At 70.1% G+C, this 22,279-nt stretch carries 18 protein-coding genes; 10 read left to right on the top strand and 8 right to left on the bottom strand.

What is annotated here, in order from left to right; genetic code table 11:
* Positions 1-10 precede the first annotated feature (10 nt).
* Both HUA76_RS19465 and HUA76_RS19460 read right to left on the bottom strand, forming a co-directional pair.
* Complete coding sequence (locus HUA76_RS19465; protein ID WP_141647870.1) at positions 11-1,699, bottom strand: glutamine--tRNA ligase/YqeY domain fusion protein; 1,689 nt, start codon at positions 1,697-1,699, stop codon at positions 11-13.
* 156 nt (positions 1,700-1,855) lie between these two features.
* The gene (locus tag HUA76_RS19460; protein WP_174461745.1) at positions 1,856-3,010 is read right to left on the bottom strand and encodes a glycosyltransferase; all 1,155 of its coding nucleotides are present in this window, start codon (positions 3,008-3,010) and stop codon (positions 1,856-1,858) included.
* A gap of 165 nt (positions 3,011-3,175) precedes the next feature.
* Here HUA76_RS19460 and HUA76_RS19455 point away from each other — a divergent pair, with 165 nt between their 5' ends.
* Positions 3,176-4,075, top strand: a complete 900-nt coding sequence (locus tag HUA76_RS19455; RefSeq protein WP_371745611.1) for an alpha/beta hydrolase — start codon at positions 3,176-3,178, stop codon at positions 4,073-4,075.
* 8 nt (positions 4,076-4,083) lie between these two features.
* Here HUA76_RS19455 and HUA76_RS19450 read toward each other — a convergent pair whose 3' ends face one another.
* A complete protein-coding gene (locus HUA76_RS19450; RefSeq protein WP_174461744.1) occupies positions 4,084-4,863 on the bottom strand; it encodes an arginyltransferase in 780 nt (259 codons plus the stop codon).
* Between the two features lie 188 nt (positions 4,864-5,051).
* Between HUA76_RS19450 and HUA76_RS19445 the strand changes: the two genes are divergently transcribed.
* The 3 genes from HUA76_RS19445 to HUA76_RS19435 all read left to right on the top strand — a co-directional run bounded on the left by HUA76_RS19445 (position 5,052) and on the right by HUA76_RS19435 (position 7,788).
* Positions 5,052-5,300 (top strand): hypothetical protein, encoded by a 249-nt coding sequence (locus HUA76_RS19445; RefSeq protein ID WP_174461743.1) that lies wholly within the window; start codon positions 5,052-5,054, stop codon positions 5,298-5,300.
* A gap of 182 nt (positions 5,301-5,482) precedes the next feature.
* Positions 5,483-6,334, top strand: coding sequence for a glycosyltransferase family 2 protein (locus HUA76_RS19440; protein WP_141647875.1), 852 nt, complete (start codon positions 5,483-5,485; stop codon positions 6,332-6,334).
* On the top strand, positions 6,331-7,788 hold the full coding sequence (locus HUA76_RS19435; RefSeq protein WP_174461742.1) for a pyridoxal-dependent decarboxylase: 1,458 nt from the start codon (positions 6,331-6,333) through the stop codon (positions 7,786-7,788). Before HUA76_RS19440 ends, HUA76_RS19435 begins: the two co-directional genes overlap by 4 nt.
* 41 nt (positions 7,789-7,829) lie before the next feature.
* Here HUA76_RS19435 and HUA76_RS19430 read toward each other — a convergent pair whose 3' ends face one another.
* Together HUA76_RS19430 and HUA76_RS19425 are read right to left on the bottom strand one after the other, a co-directional pair.
* The gene (locus HUA76_RS19430; RefSeq protein ID WP_246137714.1) at positions 7,830-9,314 is read right to left on the bottom strand and encodes a carbamoyl-phosphate synthase; all 1,485 of its coding nucleotides are present in this window, start codon (positions 9,312-9,314) and stop codon (positions 7,830-7,832) included.
* 202 nt (positions 9,315-9,516) lie between these two features.
* On the bottom strand, positions 9,517-10,335 hold the full coding sequence (locus HUA76_RS19425; RefSeq protein WP_174461741.1) for a methylase: 819 nt from the start codon (positions 10,333-10,335) through the stop codon (positions 9,517-9,519).
* A gap of 83 nt (positions 10,336-10,418) precedes the next feature.
* Here HUA76_RS19425 and HUA76_RS19420 point away from each other — a divergent pair, with 83 nt between their 5' ends.
* From HUA76_RS19420 to thrS, 5 genes are all read left to right on the top strand, one after another.
* On the top strand, positions 10,419-11,444 hold the full coding sequence (locus HUA76_RS19420; RefSeq protein ID WP_174461740.1) for a hypothetical protein: 1,026 nt from the start codon (positions 10,419-10,421) through the stop codon (positions 11,442-11,444).
* Between the two features lie 54 nt (positions 11,445-11,498).
* The gene (locus HUA76_RS19415; RefSeq protein WP_174461739.1) at positions 11,499-13,361 is read left to right on the top strand and encodes an OPT/YSL family transporter; all 1,863 of its coding nucleotides are present in this window, start codon (positions 11,499-11,501) and stop codon (positions 13,359-13,361) included.
* A gap of 116 nt (positions 13,362-13,477) precedes the next feature.
* Positions 13,478-13,744, top strand: a complete 267-nt coding sequence (locus HUA76_RS19410) for a hypothetical protein (protein ID WP_174461738.1) — start codon at positions 13,478-13,480, stop codon at positions 13,742-13,744.
* A 124-nt stretch (positions 13,745-13,868) separates the two neighbouring features.
* Positions 13,869-14,243, top strand: coding sequence for a hypothetical protein (locus HUA76_RS19405; protein ID WP_174461737.1), 375 nt, complete (start codon positions 13,869-13,871; stop codon positions 14,241-14,243).
* 268 nt (positions 14,244-14,511) lie between these two features.
* A complete protein-coding gene (gene thrS / locus HUA76_RS19400; protein WP_174461736.1) occupies positions 14,512-15,714 on the top strand; it encodes a threonine--tRNA ligase in 1,203 nt (400 codons plus the stop codon).
* A gap of 53 nt (positions 15,715-15,767) precedes the next feature.
* On the opposite strand, the gene HUA76_RS19395 is transcribed toward thrS, so the two are convergent.
* Positions 15,768-16,184 (bottom strand): CBS domain-containing protein, encoded by a 417-nt coding sequence (locus tag HUA76_RS19395; protein WP_141648295.1) that lies wholly within the window; start codon positions 16,182-16,184, stop codon positions 15,768-15,770.
* Positions 16,185-16,396: 212 nt separating this feature from the next.
* On the opposite strand from HUA76_RS19395, the gene msrB reads away from it, so the two are divergent.
* On the top strand, positions 16,397-16,822 hold the full coding sequence (gene msrB / locus HUA76_RS19390; RefSeq protein WP_141648294.1) for a peptide-methionine (R)-S-oxide reductase MsrB: 426 nt from the start codon (positions 16,397-16,399) through the stop codon (positions 16,820-16,822).
* Between the two features lie 60 nt (positions 16,823-16,882).
* Here msrB and purL read toward each other — a convergent pair whose 3' ends face one another.
* A complete protein-coding gene (gene purL / locus HUA76_RS19385) occupies positions 16,883-20,794 on the bottom strand; it encodes a phosphoribosylformylglycinamidine synthase (RefSeq protein WP_174461735.1) in 3,912 nt (1,303 codons plus the stop codon).
* A 282-nt stretch (positions 20,795-21,076) separates the two neighbouring features.
* Positions 21,077-22,255 (bottom strand): NAD-dependent epimerase/dehydratase family protein, encoded by a 1,179-nt coding sequence (locus tag HUA76_RS19380; protein WP_174457280.1) that lies wholly within the window; start codon positions 22,253-22,255, stop codon positions 21,077-21,079.
* Positions 22,256-22,279 lie beyond the last annotated feature (24 nt).

Raw genomic sequence — 22,279 nt, 5'->3', positions numbered from 1 at the left:
GGCGAGGGGACTACTTCCCCTTGCCCTGCTCCTTCACCCACGAGTCCTTCAGGGTGACGGTGCGGTTGAAGACGGGCTTGCCCGGCTGCGAGTCCTTCGGGTCCGCGAAGAAGTACCCCAGCCGCTCGAACTGGAAGCGGGACTCCGGCGTCGCCTGGGCAAGGCCCGGCTCCACGCGCGCGTTCCTGAGGACCTCCAGGCTCGCCGGATTGAGGAAGGTGGTGAAGTCCTTCGCGTCATCCGAGTCCGGGCTCTCCACGGAAAAGAGCCTGTCGTACAGCCGCACCTCGGCGGTGGGCGCGTTGCCCGGCACCCAGTGCAGCGTGCCCTTCACCTTGCGGCCATCCGGCGAGTCACCGCCGCGCGTGGCCGGGTCATAGGTGCAGCGCAGCTCCGTGATGTTGCCGGCCGCGTCCTTGATGACCTCCTTGCAGGTGATGAAGTACGCCGAGCGCAGGCGCACCTCCTTGCCCGGCGCCAGGCGGAAGAAGCCCTTGGCGGGGACCTCCATGAAGTCCTCCGCCTCGATGAACAGCTCGCGCATGAACGGCACCTTGCGCGTGCCCATCTCCGGCTTCTGCGGGTGGTTCTGCACCTCCAGGAGCTCCTCCTGGCCTTCCGGGTAGTTCTCCACCACCACCTTCAGCGGGCGCAGCACCGCCATGGCGCGAGGGGCCGTCTCGTTCAGGTCCTCGCGGATGCACAGCTCCAGCACGCCCATGTCGATGAGCTGCTGCGTCTTGCTGACGCCCGCGCGCGTGGCGAAGTCGCGGATGGAGGCCGGCGTGAAGCCCCGGCGGCGCAGGCCGCTGATGGTCATCATCCGGGGGTCATCCCAACCGGAGACGTACTTCTCCATGACGAGCTTGAGCAGCTTGCGCTTGCTCATCACCGTGTAGTTGAGGTTCAGCCGGTTGAACTCGTACTGATGCGGCCGCTCTCCCTGGATGAGGCTGTCCACAATCCAGTCGTACAGCACGCGGCGGTTCTCGAACTCCAGCGTACAGATGGAGTGGGTGATGCCCTCAATCGCATCCGACAGGCAGTGCGCGAAGTCGTAGAGCGGGTAGATGGGCCACGCCTCGCCGGTGCGGTGATGGTGCGCGTGGCGGATGCGGTAGATGGGCGGGTCCCTCAACACGGGGTTGGGGGACGTCATGTCGATCTTGGCGCGCAGCGTGTGCTTGCCGTCCGGGAACTCTCCGCCGCGCATGCGCTCGAAGAGGTCCAGGTTCTCCTCCACGGAGCGGGTGCGGTACGGGCTGTCCCGGCCCGGCGTGGTGAAGTCGCCGCGGTACTCGCGAATCTCGTCCGCCGACAGGCTGCACACGTACGCCTTGCCCTGCTTGATGAGCTGCACGGCGAAGTCGTAGAGCTTGGGGAAGTAGTCGGAGGCGAAGAACTTCCGGTCATCCCAGTCGAAGCCCAGCCACTTCACGTCCCGCTGGATGGACTCGACGTAGTCGGTGTCCTCGGTGACGGGGTTGGTGTCGTCGAAGCGCAGGTTGCACAGGCCACCGTATTGCTTCGCCAGCCCGAAGTTCAGGCAGATGGCCTTGGCGTGGCCGATGTGGAGGTAGCCATTGGGCTCGGGCGGGAAGCGGGTGAGCACGCGACCACCGTGCTTTCCCGCGCGCCGGTCTTCCTCGATGATTTCCTGGAGGAAGTTCAGGCCCTGCGTTTCGTTCGTCGTCGTCATGATGGGGGCGAATCCTCGTGAAGCCGCCCGGGGCCGGCAAGCGATTCCTTGCACCCTCGCCGTTCCCAGCGGGCCTCGGAGGAGAACACCCGGGCCGGGCGCCCCCTTCCAACGCGGGGCGGCGGGGCCTCCGGACGGAAAAGCCCCCAGGGGGCCTCAGAGGGACGCCAGCAGCGCTTCCCAGGCCCCCAGGGCCCGCGTCGCCGACAGCTCCTCCGCGCGTGCCCGGGCCCGGCGGGACAAATCCTTGCGGTGCACCTCGTCGGTGACGACGCGTCCCAGCGCCTCCGACAGCGCCTGGGGGTCCTCCAGGGGCACCAGGACCCCGTGGCGGCCATGCTCCAGGACCTCCGCCGGCCCGGAGGGACAGTCCGTGCTGACCACGGGGCACCCCAGGGCGAGCGCCTCCAGCAGCACCATGGGCAGGCCCTCGAAGCGCGAGGACAGGGCGAACACCGCGGCCTTTCGCATCAGCGCGTGCGGATTGGCGGCGAACCCGGGCATGAAGACGGTGGACTCCACGCCCAGCGAGCGGGCCAGGGCCTTCAAGTCGGCCTCCAGCGAGCCCACCCCGAGGATGAGCAGGTGCTGGTCCACGCCCCGCTTTCGCGCGAGAGCATGGGCGCGGATGAGCACGTCGAAGCCCTTCTGGGGCTCCAGCCGTCCCACGGCGATGACCACGGGCTTGTCGAAGACGGCCGGGGCCCAGTCGGGCAGCGGCCCTTCCCCGGCGGCGCGCACGACGTCGCCATCCACGAAGTTGGGGATGACCTGGAGTCGCTCCTCGGGCACGGGCACCAGCGACTGGAAGGACCGGGCGGTGTCATGGCCGCAGGCGACGATGCGGTTCATGCGCGGATACAGCAGGCGCAGGCCCCAGAGCTGTCGGCGCGGCTGCTCGCGATGGAAGGCGCCCCAGTCGAAGTGGATCATCCCGACGACGGGCTTGTTGAGCAGCCTGCCCGCCAGACAGGCCAGCAGCGCGGCACGGCCCTCCTGGCCCGCGACGATGACGTCGGCCTCGCGCGCATGGCGCAGCAGGTGCCAGAGGTACACCGGCAGGCTCTGCCGATGGTAGTCGTAGGAGTCGGTGGCCCAGACGACCTCGGTGTTCCGGGGCAGTCGGTCCTCGCGGTCCGGCGGAGGGCGGTGGTGGAAGAACAGCCGGGTGGCGAAGCGCTCGGAGTCCAGGCCCGCCAGGATGTTGCAGACCGAGCGCTCGATACCGCCAGCGCCCATGAACACGAGCGTGAAGAGCACGCGCTTCCGGCGGGGGTCTTTCGAGGCTTCTCGTGGCACCGGTTGCAGCATCCAGCCCCCACTCCCCAGAAGGCGGGTGCACCGTAACCCAAGGAGGCATACCCGCCAACAAGACGAACGGGCCGCTCGCCCTCACGGGACGCGAGCCACCGGACTGACGCACACAGCCGGGCCACTCGGCTAGGCTCGCGCGCGCCCACGCCTTCCACTCCTCTCGTGAAAAACCCACTCCGCTCGCGCGTCCTCGTCTTCGTGGCGTCCCTGCTCTGCGTGTTCGCCGCCGGCGGATTCCTCGCGGTGCGCGGCCATCGCATCGGGCAGGGCCTGCTGCATCCGCCCCATGTGCCGGTGGAGCGGCCCGTCGCCTCGGCGGAGCTCTCTGGCCTTGAGGACGTGAGCTTCTCCAGCGTCGACGGGCTGACGCTGCGCGGCTGGTACGTGCCGTCGCGAAACCGGGCGGCGGTGGTGCTGGTGCATGGCTTCGCGGACAACCGCGCGCAGCTGCTCTTCGAGGCTCGCGCGCTCGCCCGAGCGGGTTATGGCGTGCTGCTGTTCGACCTGCGCGCGCATGGAGAGAGCGGCGGAGACCGCGTGACGTGGGGCGACGGCGAGCGGCGCGACGTGACGGCCGCGCTGGACTTCGTCTCCAAGCGCCAGGACGTGGACCCGGCGCGGCTGGGCCTCTTCGGGTTCTCCATGGGTGGCACCACCGCGCTGCTGGTGGCGGAGACGGACGCCCGCGTGAAGGCGGTCGTCGCGGCGGGCGCGTATCCCGCGCTGGAGGCGGACGTGTACTCGGGCTATGGCCGGTGGGGCGCCTTCAGCGCGGAGCCGGTGCTGTGGACGCTGCGGCACGCGGGCGTGGACGTGGACGCGGTGCGCCCCATCGACGGCATGTGCCAGCTCCAGGGCCGGCCGCTCCTGCTCGTCAACGGTGACGTGGACCCGGACGCCCCCGCCAAGCTCCAGGCCAGCCTCTTCCGCGCGGCCTGTGAGCCCAAGTCCCTGTGGGTCGTCGAGGGCGCGGGCCATGGCGAGTACTCGCGCGTCGCACCGGAGGAGTACGCCCGCCGGCTGCGCGAGCACTTCGACCGGGCCCTCTTGAACGCGGGCTGACGCGAGCGCTACGGGGTGCCGTCCGGCTCGGAGGTCGGCTCGGGCGCCACCGCCGGAGGTTCCCACGTGGGGGCCGAGTCCAGCGCGGGCCGCCCCACGAGCAGCTCATGCGGCCGGAAGCCGCCCTTGTAGCGCAGCGACGCGCACGCCTGGACGCGGTAGCCCAGGTACACGTGGGGGATGCCGCGAGCGCGCGCCAGCTCCACCTGGAACACCACGTTCGCGGTGCCGAGCGACAGGGCGGCGCAGGCCGGGTCGTAGAAGAAATACACCGCGCTCCACGCGCGCGGCGTCTCGTCGCAGATGCCCAGCGCCACCAGCTTCGGGCCGCCCTCCGCGCCATCGTCGTAGAAGGCCACCTCGCGCGCGGAGGGATGGGGGAACGAGAACTGGAGCGAGTACTCGCGCAAGGTGAGCGGCGAGGGCTCCCACTCCCGCGAGGACTCGCGCTCCGCGTGCCACGCCCGGTAGAGCGCCAGCCGCTCGTCGTCCACACGCGGCACGTCCACCTCCACGCGCAGGTGCGCGCACGCCGCACGGGCGCGTCGCTGGCTGCGATTGGGACGAAAGCCCTCCACCGGCAGGCGCAGCGAGACACATTCGCCACAGGTGGCGCAGGCGGGCCGGAAGTACAGCGGGCCGAACCGACGCCAGCCGCGCACCAGCAGGTGCTCGTACTCCTCCGGTGACACGTCCTGCATCACCAGGTTCTCCAACGACGCCTGCTGCTCGGGCAGGTAGCTGCACGGGCGAGGGGCTTCGACTTCGTGTGCCAGCAGGAGGGCCATGTCCGTCCAAGTTCCTCTCCGGCGGACCGCCCGGCGTCAAGTCGGACGCGGGTGTCAGGATGCCCCGCGGCCAGGGAGCCACGCCCTGACAGTCTGTCATGTCGCGCCCCGGACGCATCCCCGACGGGAGGGCATGGCATGGCGACTGCAAACATTCTCGGGTGACTCCCACGTGAAGGCGGAAGCACATGGCCCGAGACTGCCTGCAGCCCTGGATGGACCGGCTCGCCCACGCCGAACTGGAGACCGAGGACGTCGCGCCTTTCTCCGCCTTCGTGGGGGGTGCGTGGGACGACCAGCGGCTGGGGACTCGGACCTTGAGCGCGCGCGCCGCCAACCCGGACAGGCCTGTCCTGTCAGCGAGGCTTTCCCGGCAGGTCGGTGAAGACCCCGGGTGGGAGACGGACGACTTCGAGTTCGCGGTGGCGAGCTACTGAAGACCGCGTCACCCCCTGACGAGTGGGCGTCCCTCCTGGACGCCGCTTCTCAACCTCATCCAGTTTGAGAACGCGCGGGCCCGCACACCTTGCGCGGCGGGCAGGCAGCCGCGCAAGCCGCGCGCGCGGTGGAACACCAAGGCGTCTTCCCGGCCCCCGGCGCCAGCGCGTATAAGTCTGACATGTCCGCAATCGATGTCTCGGTGGTGATGCCCACCCACCGACGAGAGAAGGAAGTGGTGGAGGCCATCCGTTCGGTGCTTCGCCAGGAGGGAGTCCAGGTCGAGGTCATCGTGTTGGATGACACGCCCGAGGGCACCGCTCGGGCGTCGGTGGAGGGGCTGGGCGATGAGCGCGTGCGCTACGTGGTGAACGACCCGCCCTCCAAGGGCCGTCCGGCGGTGGTGCGCAACCACGGCGTGACGCTGGCGCGCGGGCGCTACCTGCACTTCCTGGATGACGACGACATGCTGGCGGACGGCGCGCTGCACGCCATGGTGAGCGCGCTGGACGCGCGTCCCGACGCGGGCGTGGCGGTGGGCTGGGTGGTGCCCTTCGGCGACGACGCGGACTGGCTCAAGGACAAGAGCGAGTACTTCGAGTGGGCCGCCAAGGTGGGCTCCACGACGCCCAACAGCGCGTGGACGGTGGCGCACATCCTCTTTCGCGGAACGCTGTACGTGAACTCGGCCTGCATGGTGCGCCGCGAGCACTTCTCCGCGCTGGGCGGCTTCGACGCGTCCATCCCCGTCTACGAGGACGTGGACTTCTACCTGCGCGGCATCCGCGCCTTCGGCCACGTCTACGTCAACCGGCCCATCCTGCACTACCGCACGGGCCGGCCCTCGTTGATGCACAACCTGGGCAAGGACGGCACGCTGGTGATGCAGTCCAACGAGATGATTCACGGCAAGTACCGCAAGACGAACGGCGTGTTGGAGTACCGCGCGCTGCAGTTGTTGATGCGCGCGCTGCCCTTCGACGTCGCCAAGCGGCTGCCGCTGCGGTTGCCGAAGCAGGGCCGGGTCTCATGAGCTTGAAGAATCGCCTCGTCGGAACGGCCAAGCGGCAGATGAAGCAGACGCTGCGGCCGGTGCTCCAGCGGGCCATGGCGCCCAAGCGCACGGAGATTCCCGCGTCGTACTGGGGGCTGGAGCACCGCCCCGGCCAGGGCCTGTGCCTGGAGGGTGTGCCGCTCAAGGCGCTGGTGGAGCGCTGGGGCTCGCCGCTGCATGTGGTGCACATGGCGGCGCTGCGGCGCAACGTGGAGCGCTTCCTGGCGGTGCCTCAGGGACGTGCGGGCGGCTGCGAGGTGTTCTACTCGTACAAGACGAACCCGATTCCGGGTGTGCTGTCGGTGCTGCACGGCATGGGCGTGGGCGCCGAAATCATCTCCGCCTACGAGCTGTGGCTCGCGCTGAAGCTGGGCGTGGCGCCCGAGCGCATCGTCTACAACGGCCCGGTGAAGTCGGAGGCCTCGGTGCGAGAGGCCATCTCCCGGGGCATCCAGTTGCTGGCCGCCAATCACGCGGAGGAGCTGGGCACGTTCGCGCGCATCGCGGCCGAGCTGGGCAAGCGCCCGCGCGTGGCGCTGCGGGTGAGCACGGACAGTGGCTGGGCGGCGCAGTTCGGCACGCCCATCGCCGGGGGCGCGGCGCTGCGGGCGTATGCGCAGGCGCGTGCGTCGTCACACCTGGACGTCGTGGGCCTCCACGCGCACCGGGGCGCCACCATCCGGACGGAGGGCGAGTTCACCGGCTTCGTGGAGGCGGTGCTCGCCTTCACGGACACGCTGCACCAGGAGCTGGGGTTGGATCTGGAGGTGCTGGATTTGGGCGGCAGCCTCTGCACGCCGTCGGTGGAGCACATCGCCGAGCGCGACTGGCGGCTCAACCTCACCTTCTTCCGCGACGTGCCCGCGCCGGACCCGGAAGGGGCGCTCGGCATCTCCCGCTATGTGGCGCTCGCGGTGGAGCTGGTGGAGTCGCACTACGCGCGGCGGGGCCGCCAGCGTCCGCGCATCTTCCTGGAGCCGGGGCGCGCCATGACGGGCGACACGCAGTTGCTCCTGGGCCGCGTGCACACGCTCAAGCAGGGTGACGACCGGACCTGGGCGGTGCTCGATGCGGGCGTGAACCATGCCGAGTGCGTGCGCAACGAGTACCACCAGCTCTTCCATGTCGACCGGCCGGATGCGCCCGCGTCGCGCGTGTACACGGTGGTGGGGCCCATCTGCACGCCGGGCGACACGCTTTACCACGCGAAGCGGTTGCCGGAGCTGACCGAGGGCGACACGCTGGCCATCATGGATGCGGGCGCCTACTTCGTGCCGTTCGCCACGTCCTTCTCCTATCCCCAGCCCGCCATCATCGCGTTGGACGACGGGAAGGAACTGCTACTGCGCCGGGCGGAGACGTTCGAGGACCAGATTGCCCTCGACACCGTGACGGGCGCGGCGGCGACTCCCAGCAAGACGGAAGCCGCCTGAGCCTCACGGCCGCCCGCGTCTGAAGCGGGCGGCCCGGAGGACTACCGGTTGAGCACCATCATCCGGAGGAAGGCGCGGGGGTGGCGCGCGGAGCCGTAGAGAATCTGCGCGACCTCCACCGCCGTGGGCATCATGTCATCCGAGTCGATGAGCGGATCCACCGCCACGTCCCGGTGCTCACCCAGCCAACGCCGCCACTGACGTGCCTCGTCGACGGGGAGCGCGCCTGAGAGCCGCTGGAGGTTGAGCAACATCTCCAACGCAATCCGGTTGCAGAACACCTCGCCCTTCCCCGTCCACTCGCGCGCCGCCTTCACCACGCCCTGGAGCGCGGGCTTGTCACCCAGCGCCGCGTGGTAGGCCATCAGCGGCAGCGGCAGTCCTCGCGCGATGTCGAAGCCCATCTGCCCGTAGTAGCGCGGGTTGAAGTCGATGAGGAGGAAGTCGTCCTTCGTCTGGATGAACTCCACCTCGAAGACACCGTGGTAGCCCAGTTTCTGGCACAGCCGCTTGAGGCCGTCCGACAGGTCCTGGCGCACCGGCGCGGACTCGAAGCACACGCCCACGCCCAGCCGGCGCGGACGCTGGAGCACCTTCATGGCGCCCCGCACCTCGAACAGCTCACCGGATTCGTCCACGAAGCCCGACAGGCTGTAGATGCCCTGCGCCGCTTCCGGATGGAACTCCTGCACCATCGGCCGCGCCACCGCCGGGTCGAAGTTCACCAGCATGGGCGCATACCCGTCGCGCGCGAAGGCCCGGTACTCCTCCACCAGCTGCGACGGCTCCGCCACCGGCAGGCCCTTGACGTGCGTGGAGTAGAGAATCTGCGTCGTCGGCTTGATGAGGACCGGGAAGCGCGCCTCGCGGGCGATGGCCTCCAGGTCCGCCTCGGACTCGGGGAACCAGGTGCGCGGCAGCGTCAGCCCCACCGCCTGGCCCGCCTCGAAGAGCTTGCGCTTGTTGAGCAGCCCGTACACCGCCTCCACGCCCGGGTCATAGAGGTGGAAGTACTGGGACAGCTCCCGGGCATGGACAGACACCAGCCACGCCAGCTCGTCGCTCGTCGGGTACAGCACGTGCCGATGCGGCTCCCTCCGGCCGAAGTCCAGCAGCCACTCCATGAACGCCTCGGGCTGGGATTCGGGAGGACACTGCACGCGCCGCCCGACGAAGCGGGACCAGCTCGCGGGGCCCAGACGGCCGGGGTCGGCCACCGTGACGTCAATGCCATTGCGCCCGAAGCAGCGCGCGGCGGCGAGCGTGCCGTAGAAGCTCGCGGAGAAGAGCAACGCGGACGGCCGCCCCTCCACGCGCGGGCGCGCCGCCTGTTCCACCTTCACGTCTTCTGCCTCCACCTGAGCCGTCTCCAGTCTCTCCACGTCCTCCAGCCTGCGCGGGCGCGGGGGCGCCCTGCGGGCCGTGGCCTGGGCATGCGCGCCGACACCCGAAGCCTGGGTCGACACAGGCGTCGCGGTAGCCGCGGCGAGCCCGGCGGTGAGGAGTGAGAGGATGTGCCGTTTCATACCTTGGGCACGCAACATAGCCGCCCCCCCCACCATTTGCCCCTGTCCACTTCGCGTCCATTGCTCCGCGGGCCCATTCCCCCAGGCCCTTCGGCCCCGGAACATCCGACCGGGTCCGCCGCGACGACCCACCGACGCGCGACGACCCATGGGGTGAGGTCGCGCCACGCGGGGCCGTGGCGCGAGCGGCTGGCCCCGCGCGTCAGGGGCTCACGCCGCCCTCCGGCCGCCACACGAGATAGCCCGAGTCGAGCAGCCACGCGTCCGTGGCCACCCCGCCCAGTCGCGTCCCCAGGCGCGTGACGGACTCGCGGAAGGCGTCGGGGGGCGAGGTGTGTCCCGCCTCGCGCGCCTGTCTCCAGGCCTCCATCCACGCCTGGAAGAAGGTGTGCATGGGCTCGCCAGGACGCACGCGACGGCGCAAGTCCCTGGGCAGCCAGTCGCGGAACAGCAGGGGCGCGAAGCCGTTGCGAAAGTCGGTGTGGAACAGCAGCGCCTCACGCATGGGGGGCGCGTCCCCGTCCGCCGACGCTCGACGCAGCAGGTGCGCGGTGAGCACCGAACCCTCCGGATCCGAGCTCCCCTCCACGAGCAGCCCCGACGGGAGCAGGAATCGACCCAGGGCATGGTGCACGTCGGAGACGCGCTCGACCGGTCCCTGACGCAGCAGGTTCATGGCCCGCACGAGGCGCGCCGGCTCGTCCGCCGAGAGCGGCAACTCGAAGCCCCCCTGCCGGAAGTGCGTGCGCGAGCCCGCATGGACCTGGGCGGCCAGGGCGCGCGCCTCCTCCAGCTCCACGCCGATGACGGTGAGCTCCGGCTGGAGCACGCGAAACGCCTCCGCGCTCTCCAGCGTCGTCCACGGATGCTCGCCAAAGCCCACGTCCACGAAGACGGCCCGGGCCCAGGCCCCATCGACACGCGACAGCAACCGGGGCTCGAAGCGGCACAGGTATGCATCGAGCGCGCGCAGGCGCCCCGGCGCGGTGCGACCCCGGGTCTTCGCATCCAGCGTGGACATGCCTCCCACTTCGTCGAGGCGCGCCCTGCGCGTCAAGCCTCCCCCGTTCCCTCCGGACCGCGCGGGCCGGTAGGCTCCTCCGCGTGCGCCCCGCCTCCGCCCTCACCTGCCCCGGCTGTCAGGCGCCCCGCGTGGAGGGGGCGGAGTGTCCTCGCTGCGGCATCATCTACGCCCGCGCGGAGGCCCGTGCGGCGCGCAGGGCCGAGCAGGAGCGCGCCGCGGCGGCAGCGGCCCCGCAGGCCCCGGAACCCGCGCCCTTCGAGGTGGACCCCGCCTGGCTCGCGCCGCCACCAGACCTGCGCTCGGACGCGCATCCGCTGGAGACCGCCGCGTTCGACGCCGCCGACGAACAGGCCGTACACGAGCTGCGGCTGCGGCTCATCGTCGTCCCCGTGGCGTTGCTCGTGGGTTATCTGGGGGCCACCGGCTCACTGCGCTTCGTCGTCCGGCTGTTCACCATGCTGGTGCACGAGCTGGGGCACGCCGTCACCGCGTGGCTGTGCGGCATCCCCGCCGTGCCGTCGCTCTGGGTGACCTCCATGGGCTCGGAGCGATGGTACTCGCTGGCGTTGGCGCTCGCGGGCGCGCTCGGAGCGCTCACCTGGATTGGCTGGAAGCTGCGCCGCTGGGCGTGGGTGACCTGGGGCGTGGTGCTGCTCACCTGCCAGCTCGTCTGCACCGTGGGCCTGCCCATGTCGAGCACGCTGCCGCTCGTCATCTTCGGCGGTGACGGGGGGATGCTGGTGCTGGGCACGGTGCTGATGGGGTGCTTCTACGTGCGGCCCGGCAGCTACCTGCACGTGCGCGCGCTGCGCTGGGGCCTGGTGCCCATTGGCGCGCTGTCCTTCTGGGACGGCTTCCTCACCTGGTGGAGGGCGAGGACGAACGCGGAGGAGATTCCGTTCGGCCGCATGGAGGGCCAGGGCCTGAGCGACCCCAGCCGACTGGTGGATGAGCACGGCTGGCAGGAGGGCGACCTCATCCGCCGCTATGTGACGCTGGGCGTGCTCTGCCTCGTGGCCCTGGCGGTGTTCCACATCCTGCACCTCTACCGCGGGCGGAGCCGCCTGCGCGCCGCCGTGCGAGCGCTGCGCCACCAGGAGGAGTGACGAGACGTCTCGGGTTGTGACAGCGGTGGGGAACGCCGGTACCCTTCGCGGCACATGGCACACTCCGCCCCCCCGCTCCCCTCCCCGGAGCCCTCCCCGTCCTCGCTGTCCGACGCCCCCGAGCAGGTCCAGCCGCGCCTGGGCTGGCTGCCGCCGGTGGGGTCCTGGAAATACCACCTGCTGTTGAGCGCCGTGGCCCTCTTCATCCTCGGGCCCCTGGGTGGCATCGCCGCGTCGTACATGAACTTCAGCGTGGGCTTCTTCGTCGGCGGGCAGGTGCTGGCGGGCATCCTCGGCAGCGCCGTCACGTACGGCTACGGCTCGGAGGGCAAGCACGGCGCCAACTACATGCAGACGATGGCCGCGTCGGTGGCCTCGCTGTGCGCCATGTCCGTGCTCATCCAGGCCATGGTGTGGCTGGGCATGGAGATGCCCCCCGCCTGGCACCTGATGCTCTTCGTGGGCTGCGTGGGCATGTTCGCGGTGGGCGTGGGCATGCTCTACACGCCGCTGCTCGTGGACCGGCTCCAGCTCGACTATCCGTCGGGCTTCGCGGTGGCCAACATCCTGCGCGCGCTGACGGACAAGCGGCTGCTCAAGGCGTCCATCTCCAAGCTGGGCGGTGGCACGCTGATGGGGGCCATCGCCGCGTGGATGACGGAGAAAATCGCCGTCGTCGCCGCCATCGGAACGAGCGCCGCCACGCTGGGCGCGGGCATGATTGTCGGCAGTCGCATCACCGTGCCCGCGGTGCTGATGGCCGTCATTGGCGCGTGGCAACTGCCCTATCTGCGCGAGCTGGGCTGGCTGGGCGCGACAGACCCGTTCCGCAAGGTGGGCTTCCTCATCGGTCTGGCGATGATTTGCGGCGCGGCGGCGGTGGACCTCTCGCTGCTCGCGGTCCAGGCCGTCGCGCGCGTGCGCGCCCGGGCCACTGTCGCGGAGGGCGATGAGCCGGCGTGGAAGAAGGTCAACATGCCCCGACTGCTGGCCTGGGTGGTGGGCTGGGGCGCGGCGACGCTGCTGGTGGGAACCCTCGTGCTGGGGCAGCCCCTGGGCTGGCTCGCCTTCGGCCTGGCCCTGGCGCTCCTGTTCGTGCTCATCAACGGCATCTCCTACGGCATCACCGACCAGAACCCCATCTCCAGCGCGTTCGTCATCTCCATCATGTTGATGTCGTTGATGGGCCTGAAGAACCCGCTGGTGGGGTTGATGGCGGCGACCATCCTGCTCATCTCCACGTCCGTGGGCTGCGACATGCAGCAGGACCGCTCCACCGGCTGGCGCCTGGGCACCAACCGCGTCATCCAGTTCCGCTACCAGGTGATGGGCGTCATCATGGGCGCGCTCTTGTGCGTGGGTCTGGCGAAGGTCTTCATGACGGCCTACCCCGCGCTGACCATCAACCAGCTCGACAACCCCAATGCCCCGGTGGGCCAGTGGGGCTCCGCCATGACCTACAAGCTGGTGGGCGCCATCCGGGACCTGGGCTCGCTGTCGGACGCCAAGATTCAGGCGATGTTCTTCGGCCTGGGGCTCGGCTTCGGCATCCAGGTGCTGCGCAAGCTGCTCCAGGGTCACCAGGGCTATCAGAGCTACATCAAGAGCTCGCGCGCGGGCTTCGCGGTGGGCTGGACCATGGACTCGTTGGTGCTGGCCAGCCCCTACGCGTCGTCCTTCGGCGCCTTCGTGTCCTTCCCGGCGGCACTGTGGTTCGGCGCGGGCGGCATCATCGCGTCCGTGTGGAACACGGTGACGAAGAAGCGCGGCCCCGTCGCAGCGGGCAGCCCTGGCCAGGGCGAAGCGCTCCCCGAGGACATGAGCACCATGTCCCTGGTGGGCGGCGGTCTCATCGCTGGCGAGTCCCTCTTCTTCCTCATCGCCGGCATGATTGGACTGGCCTCGCTGCTGGCATGACTTGACAGTTGCCGGTGCGGGCCAATTCCTGACGCACTCACAGTGCACATGCCACAGTCCCTCTCGGGGAGCGACCGATTCCCGGCGCTCCATCCGAAGCGAACCGAGGGAAGCCCATGAAGCGTGTCTTCGTGCTGTGCGTGGCGCTGTTCAGTGTCTCGTGGCTGGGATGCGGCGGGTCTCTGGCGGAAGAGGGCGGCGAGCCGCTCTCCCAGGAGCCCACGCAGGAGTCCTCCCAGGAGCTCGTCACCTGTCCGGGTGACCTGCCCCAGTGCTCCACCTACGAGGGGAAACGCTGCATCAGGCGGGTGGACTGCTGCGATGGCGACTTCCTGTTGTGGTGCGCCTGCGACCCCACCATGAAGCGCTTCCACTGCCTCTAGGGCGTCCACGCCTGGACACTTCCGCGCGAGGGGAGGCTCGACACCCATCCCGGCATTCATGGGAAAACAAGCACAAGACGCTCACCCTGGGCGTCTGACGCAAGTCCTCCCCGGAAGGATTCCCATGAAGCGCGCAATCGTGATGATGGCAGCGGTCCTTGGTGTCTCGTTGATGGGTTGTGGCGGCGCGGACCTCGCGACACCGAACGGTGAAGCCGTGTCGGAAGAGGTCCAGGACGTTTCCCAGGAGCTCGTCACCTGCACGGCCACCTGCTACGGCGGGACGTCGGTCTCTTGCACGGGAACGACGTGCAGCTACGTGAACAACCAGAGCGTGACGTGTGATGGCGTCGTCCACTACTGCCCCCCCACCATCTGTCCTGGCACGTACCGGCCCTGCTTCTCGCTCTCGGGCCGGCGCTGCTCGCAGCACGAACCCTGCTGTCGGGGGGACGTCGAGTCGTACTGCGCCTGCTACAACGGCAAGCTGAGCTGCTGAGCCGCGTACACCCTTGCAAGGGGTTGTCCGGCGGGTCCGGTTGACAATTCCCGGGCCCGCCTGCATTTTACTCTTCGTGAGCTTCGTCATCGTCACCACGACCACCCGCACCACGACTCGCTACGGCGGGTGTGGAGCGGTGCGCGTCGCGAAGTGAGCTGACGACCGCACGGCTTTCCGCCCCGCCTTTTCGGCCGGGGCAGCCGTGCACTCGCTCAGTGCTCCGTCCGGCAAGGCATTCAACCCTTCCGTATCCGGAGACGAAGCAATGCTCGACGAACAAGACCACCGCTCCCTGGGCCATCGCCTGGACCTCTTCCACCTGCAGGAAGAGGCACCGGGAATGGTCTTCTGGCACCCGCGCGGCTGGAAGCTATACCAACTGCTGGAGGAGCGCGTCCGCCAGCGAATGAAACGCGAGGGCTACCTCGAGGTCCGTACGCCGCAAGTCTACGCGCAGCCCCTGTGGGAGCGCAGCGGCCACTGGGAGAACTTCCGCGAGAACATGTTCCTGCTCCAGGACGGGGACCGCCACCTCGCCTTGAAGCCGGTGAGCTGCCCGGGCCACATCGAGCTCGTGCAGCGCATGGCGCCCAGCTACAGGGATTTGCCCCTGCGGCTGTGCGAGTTCGGGCTGGTGCACCGCAGCGAGCCGGGAGGCGCGTTGCATGGCCTGTTCCGGCTGCGCCAGTTCACGCAGGACGACGGGCACATCTTCTGTGCCCCGGAGCAGGTGGTGGATGAAGTCGTGGCCTTCGCGCGCTCCCTGAAGGAGTTCTACGCGAGCTTCGGCTTCGACGAGGTACAGGTCGCCTTCTCCGGCCGGCCCGCGTCCCGCGTAGGAAGCGACGAGGTATGGGACCAGGCCGAGGAGTGGCTGGCCGCCGCCGCGAAGCAGGCCGGACTGGACTGCAAGCTCCAGCCGGGTCAGGGCGCCTTCTACGGGCCCAAGCTGGAGTTCGTGCTGAAGGACAGGCTGGGACGCGAGTGGCAGTGCGGGACGATTCAACTCGACCTCGTGCTGCCCGAGCGCTTCGACCTGCGCTACCAGGAGTCCTCGGGCGCGAAGGTCCGTCCGGTGATGCTTCACCGCGCGCTGCTGGGCAGCCTGGAGCGCTTCATCGGCGTGTTGCTGGAGCACCACGGGGGCGCGCTGCCCGCGTGGCTCGCTCCGGAGCAGGTGGTGGTGGCGCCCGTGGGTGAGGCGGCGGTGGACTACGCGGAGCGCTTCGCCGCCAGCCTGCGACGCGCGGGCTGCCGCGCACGAGTGGACGCGCGCGGCGAGTCGCTGTCGCGCAAGGTGTTGGACTCGCACCAGGCGGGCGTCCCGTGGCTCGTGGTGGTGGGCGGGCGCGAAGTGCAGGCGAACGGCGTCAGGCTGCGAAAGCGGGACGGCTCGCAGCGGGACGTGTCCTGGGACGCGGGGCTGGCGGAGCTCGCGGCCGAGTGTGGGCCGGCGGCGGAGGCCTGATGAAGAACCGAGGGGCGGGGCCGGAGCTCCCGGCTTTCCGCCCCTCGGGGTTCCTACGCGTGACGCAGGTGCTCCAGCACCGCGCCCGCGCGCATCAACTCCGCGGGCACGGTGGCCAGGTCATCCAGGCTGAGGATGCCCAGGGGCCGGCGGGCCTCATCCACGACGACGAGCCGCCGCACCATCTTGTCCTCCATGAGCTGCTCGGCGGTGCTCAGCGTGGCGTCCGGTTCGCAGGTGATGAGCGCGGTCGTCATGACCTCGCGCACCCGCGTCTCGTTGGGGTCCTGTCCCAGGGCCGTCGAACGGACGGTGATGTCCCGGTCCGTCAACATGCCCACCAACTGCCCGCCGTCGGTGACAGGGAGCGAGCCGATGTTGCACGTGCGCATCCGCAGGGCCGCGACGCGCAGCGACTCGTCGGCCTCGATGGTCTCCACATTCTTCGTCATCAGCTCGAAAATCCGCATGGCGCCTCCGCTGATGGGGGTGTGAACGATGGGCTACGCCCTAACGTGGCGTCAGTGGAGGCGTCGTGCCCGCCCTGCCCCTGGGCCTGGAGGAAGGGCGGACGGGCGGACAGGGGGCCTCATTCCAGGTTGGCCAGCGGGCGCGACGATTGGGCAGGATGGGCATCCAAGAGAAACCCCGGGCGTGGACCCGGGAAAAGGAGCGTGACGGCATGGTCGACAAGCTCACCCTCAGCGATGCGCAGTGGCGCGAGCGCCTGACTCCCGAGGAGTACGACGTCCTGCGCAGGCATGGCACGGAGCGCCCGGGCTCGGGGTGTTTCCTGGGGACCAAGACGCCGGGCACCTACGTGTGCGCCGGCTGTGGCAATCCCCTCTTCAAGGCGGGGACCAAGTTCGAGTCCGGCACGGGGTGGCCCTCGTTCACCCAGCCGTTGAGTGGCGCGGACTCGGTGACGGAGATCAGCGACCGCTCGCACGGCATGGTTCGCACCGAGGTGCGCTGCGCCCGCTGTGACGGCCACCTGGGACACGTCTTCCCGGATGGACCGCCGCCCACCGGGCAGCGCTACTGCATGAACTCCGTGGCGATGAAGCACGTGGAAGAAGGCCAGCCGCTGGAGCTGGTCCGCGCGTAGGCGGCGCGTGTCGCCCCGGCCTCGACAGCATCTTCGAGGTCGGGGCGCTGTCCGCTCGCCTCAGCCCAGCCAGGCGCGAGCGTTGCGGAACATCCGCATCCACGGGCCGTCGTCGCCCGTCCACTCCCGGGGCCGCCACGAGTGCTGCAACGTGCGGTGGACGCGCTCGGGATGCGGCATCGTCACGGTGAAGCGCCCATCCCGCGTCGTGACGCCCGCGATGCCATGGGGCGAGCCGTTGGGGTTGGCGGGATACGTCGCCGCCACCTGGCCCCGGTTGTCCACCCAGCGCGTGGTGATGTAGCCCAGCCCGTTGATGCGCGCGGCCTCGGCGGCGTCGGAGAACTCCGCGCGCCCCTCGCCGTGCGCCACGGCGATGAGCATCCGGCTGCCCTCCATGCCCTGGTAGAAGAGTGACGGCGTGCGAGCGATTTCCACCGTCCCCAGGCGCGCCTCGTACTGCTCGGAGGCGTTGCGCACGAAGCGAGGGAAGTGCTCGGCGCCCGGGATGATGTCCTTCAAGCCGGACATCATCTGGCAGCCGTTGCAGATGCCCAGGCCGAAGCTGTCGGAGCGCGCGAAGAAGCCCGCGAACTCGTCGCGCGCGCGCGGGTTGAAGAGGATGGACTTCGCCCAGCCACCGCCCGCGCCCAGCACGTCTCCGTAGGAGAAGCCGCCGCAGGCCAGCACGCCGTGGAAGTCCTTCAGCGACACGCGCCCGGCGAGGATGTCGCTCATGTGCACGTCCACCGCCAGGAAGCCCGCGCGGGTGAACGCCGCCGCCATCTCCTGCTGGCTGTTGACGCCCTGCTCACGCAGCACCGCCACGCGGGGACGGGCGCCCTTCGCCACGAACGGCGCGGCGACATCCAACCCCACGTCGAACGTCAGCTTCGGCGTGAGGCCCGGGTCCGTCGCGTCGCACTTGGCCGCGTACTCCTGCTCCGCGCACACGGGGTTGTCGCGGCGCGTCTGCAGCTCGTGGCTGACGCGAGACCACACGCGGCGCAGGTCCATGGTGCCCTCGGACAGCAGCACCCGGGCGCCGTGGCGCACGCGGACCTCCAGCGCGGACGTCGGCCGGCCCAGCTCATGGCAGGACGCCGCGAGGCCGTGCTGCCCCAGCACCTCGCGCACCCGGGCCACGTCGGCCGAGCGCACCTGCACCACCGCGCCCAGCTCCTCGTTGAAGAGGGCCGCCGTCGCGTCGGCGCCCAGCGCCGCCACGTCCACGTCCACGCCGCAGTGGCCCGCGAAGGCCATCTCGCACAGCGTGGCCCACAGGCCGCCGTCGGAGCGGTCGTGGTAGGCCAGGAACCGGCCCTCCGCGTTGAGCGCCTGCACCGCCGCGAAGAAGCCGCTCAAGAGCGCGGCGTCCTCCACGTCGGGCACCTCGGGGCCCACCTGCGCGTGCGTCTGCGCGGCGATGGAGCCGCCCAGCCGCTGCCGCCCCTTGGCCAGGTCGATGAAGAGCAGCCGCGTGTCCTCGCCTGGCTCCACCAGCTGCGGCGTGAGCGACTGACGCACGTCCAGCACCGGCGCGAAGGCGGAGATGATGAGCGACACCGGCGACGTCACGACCTTGCGCGCGCCAGCCTCCTCCCAGACGGTGCGCATGGACATGGAGTCCTTGCCCACGGGGATGGTGAGGCCCAGCGCCGGGCACAGCTCCATGCCCACCGCGTGCACGGCGGCGTACAACTGCGCGTCCTCGCCGGGGCTGCCCGCCGCCGCCATCCAGTTGGCGGACAGCTTCACGTCGGAGAGCTTGTCGATGCGCGCCGCGGCGATGTTGGTGAGCGCCTCGCCCACCGCCATCCGCGCGGAGGCCGCCGCGTCCACCACCGCCAGCGGCGTGCGCTCGCCCATGGACATGGCCTCGCCCGTGGTGCTCGTCACCGTGGACAGCGTCACCGCGCAGTCGGCCACCGCCACCTGCCACGGGCCCACCATCTGGTCCCTGGCCACCAGGCCCGACACCGAGCGGTCACCAATGGTGATGAGGAAGGACTTGTCCGCCACCGTGGGGTGGCTCAGCACGCGCTCGGCCAGCGCCTTGAGGTCACCCGGCAACGCCAGCGGAGCGTGCGCCAGGGGCCGCGACGTCGCGTCGCGGTGCATGCGCGGGGCCTTGCCGAACAGCACGTCCATCGGCAGGTCGATGGGCGGCGTGCCCAGCCGCGAGTCGGACAGCTTGAGCACCTGGGCCTCCGTCGCCTCGCCCAGCACGGAGAAGGGCGCGCGCTCGCGCTCGCAGAAGGCGGTGAAGCGCGCCAGGTCCTCGGGCGCCACGCCCAGCACGTAGCGCTCCTGCGCCTCGTTGCACCAGATTTCCACCGGGGACATGCCCGGCTCCGCGTTGGGCACCGCGCGCAATTCCAGCCGGCCGCCCAACTCGTTGTCGTGCGCCAGCTCCGGCAGCGCGTTGGACAAGCCGCCCGCGCCCACGTCGTGGATGGAGCGGATGGGGTTCTTTTCGCCGAGCGCGCAGCACTGGTCGATGACCTGCTGGCAGCGTCGCTCCATCTCCGCGTTGTCGCGCTGCACGGAGGCGAAGTCGAGGTCCGCCGCGCTCGCGCCCTGCGCCATGGAGGACGCCGCGCCCCCGCCCAGGCCAATGAGCATGGAGGGGCCGCCCAGGACGATGAGCTTGTCGCCCGGCTGCAGCTTGCCCTTCTGCACGTGCGGCGCGCGGATGTTGCCGAACCCGCCGGCGATCATGATGGGCTTGTGGTAGCCGCGCACCTCCACGCCCTCGGGCGTGGCGACCTGCGCCTCGTAGCTGCGGAAGTAGCCGCACAGGTTGGGGCGGCCGAACTCGTTGTTGAAGGCGGCCCCGCCCAGCGGACCGTCAATCATGATGTCCAGCGCGGAGACGATGCGGTCGGGCTTGCCGTAGGGCTGCTCCCAGGGCTGCTCGTAGCCGGGGATGCGCAGGTGGCTGACGGTGAAGCCCGTCAGACCCGCCTTGGGCTTCGCGCCGCGTCCGGTGGCGCCCTCGTCGCGAATCTCTCCGCCCGCGCCCGTGGCCGCGCCCGGGTACGGCGAAATCGCCGTCGGGTGATTGTGCGTCTCCACCTTCACCATGATGTGGGCCGGCTCGCGCACCGTCCCCCACTCGCCGGTGTCCGCGTCCGGGAAGAAGCGGTCCACCTCGAACCCCGCGATGACGGCCGCGTTGTCCTTGTAGGCGGAGAGCACGCCCTCCTTGTGCTGGGCGTAGGTGTTCTTGATGGCCTGGAAGAGCGAGCGCTCCTGCGGCTTGCCGTCCAGCGTCCAGCTCGCGTTGAAGATTTTGTGTCGGCAGTGCTCGCTGTTGGCCTGCGCGAACATCATCAGCTCGACGTCGGTGGGGTTGCGCTTCAGCTCCTGGAAGCGCGCCACCAGGTAGTCGATTTCGTCCTCCGCTAGCGCCAGGCCCAGCTGGCGGTTCGCCGTCACCAGCGCCGCGCGGCCTCCGCCCAGGATGTCCACCGTGGTCAGGGGCCGGGGCTCGTGCTCGGAGAAGAGGACCGCCGCGTCCTCCAGGCGCTCCAGCACCGCCTGCGTCATCCGGTCATGCAGCACCGGCTTCAGGCGCTCCACCTGCGCGGGCTCCAGCGCGCGGCCTTCGGGGCCGGCCACGAAGTAGGCGAGGCCGCGCTCCAGGCGTCGAATCTTGGAGCCCAGCCCGCAGTTCTGGACGATGTCCGTCGCCTTCGAGGACCAGGGAGAGATGGTCCCCGGGCGGGGCACCACCAACAACAGGCTGCCCGCACGCTCGCCCGAGGGCACCTTCGGGCCGTACTCCAGGAGGCGGCCGAGCATCGCCTGCTCGTCCTCGGAGAGGGCCTTCGGGGCGTCGAGGAAGTGCACGTGCTCCGCGTAGACGGACGACACGGAGGGCACCTGCTCGCGGCACTGCGCGAGCAGCTTGGCGAGCCGGAATTCAGAGAGGACGGGAGCGCCGCGCAGGGAGTGCATGCTGGACATGGGGATTGGGTGTGGCCCTGGGTAACAGCCGGGCCGTCCTTATCACCGTGCGTCGCGCGGGCGAGGACAGAGTTCGCCCCGGCCCGCTCGCTGTCCAGGCGGACAGGGGCCACGGTGGGAGCCCCTCACACGTCGGAGCTTGCGCGGCGCTCGTGACAGGTAGGGAAACTCGGCAACCATGAAGCAGGGGCCGCACGAAGCGCTAGCGCCCCCGGGAGCGACGGCCCGGGGTGCGTCCAGCGTGCGGGAGTCAGTGCCCGTGCGGACACTCGACGAAGGGCGCTACCCGCCCTTGCCAGAAGCCGCGGGGGCCGGAGTCGCGGCCGGCTTTTCTTCTGGAGCCCGGGCCTTGCGCCACAGCGCCAGCAGTTCCGCCTCGCGCTCCGCGGGCAGCCCCGCGCGCGGCTTGTTCCGGCGCTCCTCGGGCAGCCCCTTGAAGTACGCCAGCGTGTCGCGGACGGTGACGTCCACCGGACGGAACTTCAGCCCCGCCTTCACCGCCTTCGCGTTGCTGCGAAGGTGCGTGCCCAGGCTGGTGCCGGCGGGCGGCATGTAGATGGGGAGGCGGACATCGCCCGTCTCGCCTTGCTTCTCCAGGAACTCCGCGGGCACCCACGTCACCTTCGTGTCCCGCCCCGTCACCTGCCGGCACGTGTCCAGCATCGCGCCCATGGACCACGGCTCCGCGGGGCCCACCGCGTTGAAGACGCCATTGACCTGGCCTTCGATGAGCAACACCAGCCACTCGGCCAGGTCTCGCACGTCGATGATTTGCAGCGGGTCCTTCGGCGTCCCGGGCGCGAGCATCTCCCCGCCCTTGTCGAAACGCACCGGCCAGTACGTGAAGCGGTCCGAGCGGTCATCCGGCCCGACGATGTAACCGGGACGGATGTTGGCCACGCGTCCCGGGAACGCGGCCTCGGCGGCCTCCTCGCAGGCGCGCTTGAGTCCTCCGTAGAACTCGTAGTCCTTGCCCATGCTTTCGACAGTGGGGTCCGCCAGCGTCGCCGTGGGACCGCTCTCGTCCTCGCGCGGCGTCTTGTCGCTGGCGTAGGCGGACACGCTGGAGATGAAGACATACTGTTTCACGTTCGGCGCCAGCAGCCCGGCCGAGGCGCGGACCATGCGCGGGTAGTAACCGGACGTGTCCACCACCGCGTCCCACTTGCGCCCCTTCAGCGCCTTGAGTCCCTCGTCCTTGTCCGGGTCTCTGTCGCCGCGCAGCTTCTCCACGTCGGGGAAGAGCTCGGGGCGCGTCTTGCCGCGGTTGAAGAGCGTCAGCGAATGGCCCCGCGCTTTCGCGGCCTCCACCACGGCGGGGCCCAGAAACCCCGTGCCGCCCAGGATGAGGATGCGCTTCTTCGCGCCCTTCTTCGACGCGGCCATCGCCTCGGGTCCGAGCGCGAGCAGCGACGCGCCCGCGGCGGAGTACTGCAGGAACTTCCTTCGCGAAGTCTTCATGACAACGGCTCCAAGGGGCCGTGA

It is taken from the genome of Myxococcus sp. CA056 (assembly GCF_013336715.1).
In the GTDB taxonomy this organism is placed as follows: Bacteria; Myxococcota; Myxococcia; order Myxococcales; family Myxococcaceae; genus Myxococcus; species Myxococcus llanfairpwllgwyngyllgogerychwyrndrobwllllantysiliogogogochensis.
Note: the sequence above shows the minus strand (reverse complement) of the source record. Positions and strands in the feature narration are given on the sequence as shown.

What these genes read in the sequence shown, in the direction of transcription:
- HUA76_RS19465 (WP_141647870.1), bottom strand. Translation starts at nt 1,699, where the DNA reads ATGACGACGACGAACGAAACGCAGGGCCTGAACTTCCTCCAGGAAATC.
- HUA76_RS19460 (WP_174461745.1), bottom strand. Translation starts at nt 3,010, where the DNA reads ATGCTGCAACCGGTGCCACGAGAAGCCTCGAAAGACCCCCGCCGGAAG.
- HUA76_RS19450 (WP_174461744.1), bottom strand. Translation starts at nt 4,863, where the DNA reads ATGGCCCTCCTGCTGGCACACGAAGTCGAAGCCCCTCGCCCGTGCAGC.
- HUA76_RS19445 (WP_174461743.1), top strand. Translation starts at nt 5,052, where the DNA reads ATGGCCCGAGACTGCCTGCAGCCCTGGATGGACCGGCTCGCCCACGCC.
- HUA76_RS19440 (WP_141647875.1), top strand. Translation starts at nt 5,483, where the DNA reads ATGTCCGCAATCGATGTCTCGGTGGTGATGCCCACCCACCGACGAGAG.
- HUA76_RS19435 (WP_174461742.1), top strand. Translation starts at nt 6,331, where the DNA reads ATGAGCTTGAAGAATCGCCTCGTCGGAACGGCCAAGCGGCAGATGAAG.
- HUA76_RS19430 (WP_246137714.1), bottom strand. Translation starts at nt 9,314, where the DNA reads ATGAAACGGCACATCCTCTCACTCCTCACCGCCGGGCTCGCCGCGGCT.
- HUA76_RS19425 (WP_174461741.1), bottom strand. Translation starts at nt 10,335, where the DNA reads ATGTCCACGCTGGATGCGAAGACCCGGGGTCGCACCGCGCCGGGGCGC.
- HUA76_RS19415 (WP_174461739.1), top strand. Translation starts at nt 11,499, where the DNA reads ATGGCACACTCCGCCCCCCCGCTCCCCTCCCCGGAGCCCTCCCCGTCC.
- HUA76_RS19410 (WP_174461738.1), top strand. Translation starts at nt 13,478, where the DNA reads ATGAAGCGTGTCTTCGTGCTGTGCGTGGCGCTGTTCAGTGTCTCGTGG.
- HUA76_RS19405 (WP_174461737.1), top strand. Translation starts at nt 13,869, where the DNA reads ATGAAGCGCGCAATCGTGATGATGGCAGCGGTCCTTGGTGTCTCGTTG.
- thrS (WP_174461736.1), top strand. Translation starts at nt 14,512, where the DNA reads ATGCTCGACGAACAAGACCACCGCTCCCTGGGCCATCGCCTGGACCTC.
- HUA76_RS19395 (WP_141648295.1), bottom strand. Translation starts at nt 16,184, where the DNA reads ATGCGGATTTTCGAGCTGATGACGAAGAATGTGGAGACCATCGAGGCC.
- msrB (WP_141648294.1), top strand. Translation starts at nt 16,397, where the DNA reads ATGGTCGACAAGCTCACCCTCAGCGATGCGCAGTGGCGCGAGCGCCTG.
- purL (WP_174461735.1), bottom strand. Translation starts at nt 20,794, where the DNA reads ATGTCCAGCATGCACTCCCTGCGCGGCGCTCCCGTCCTCTCTGAATTC.
- HUA76_RS19380 (WP_174457280.1), bottom strand. Translation starts at nt 22,255, where the DNA reads ATGAAGACTTCGCGAAGGAAGTTCCTGCAGTACTCCGCCGCGGGCGCG.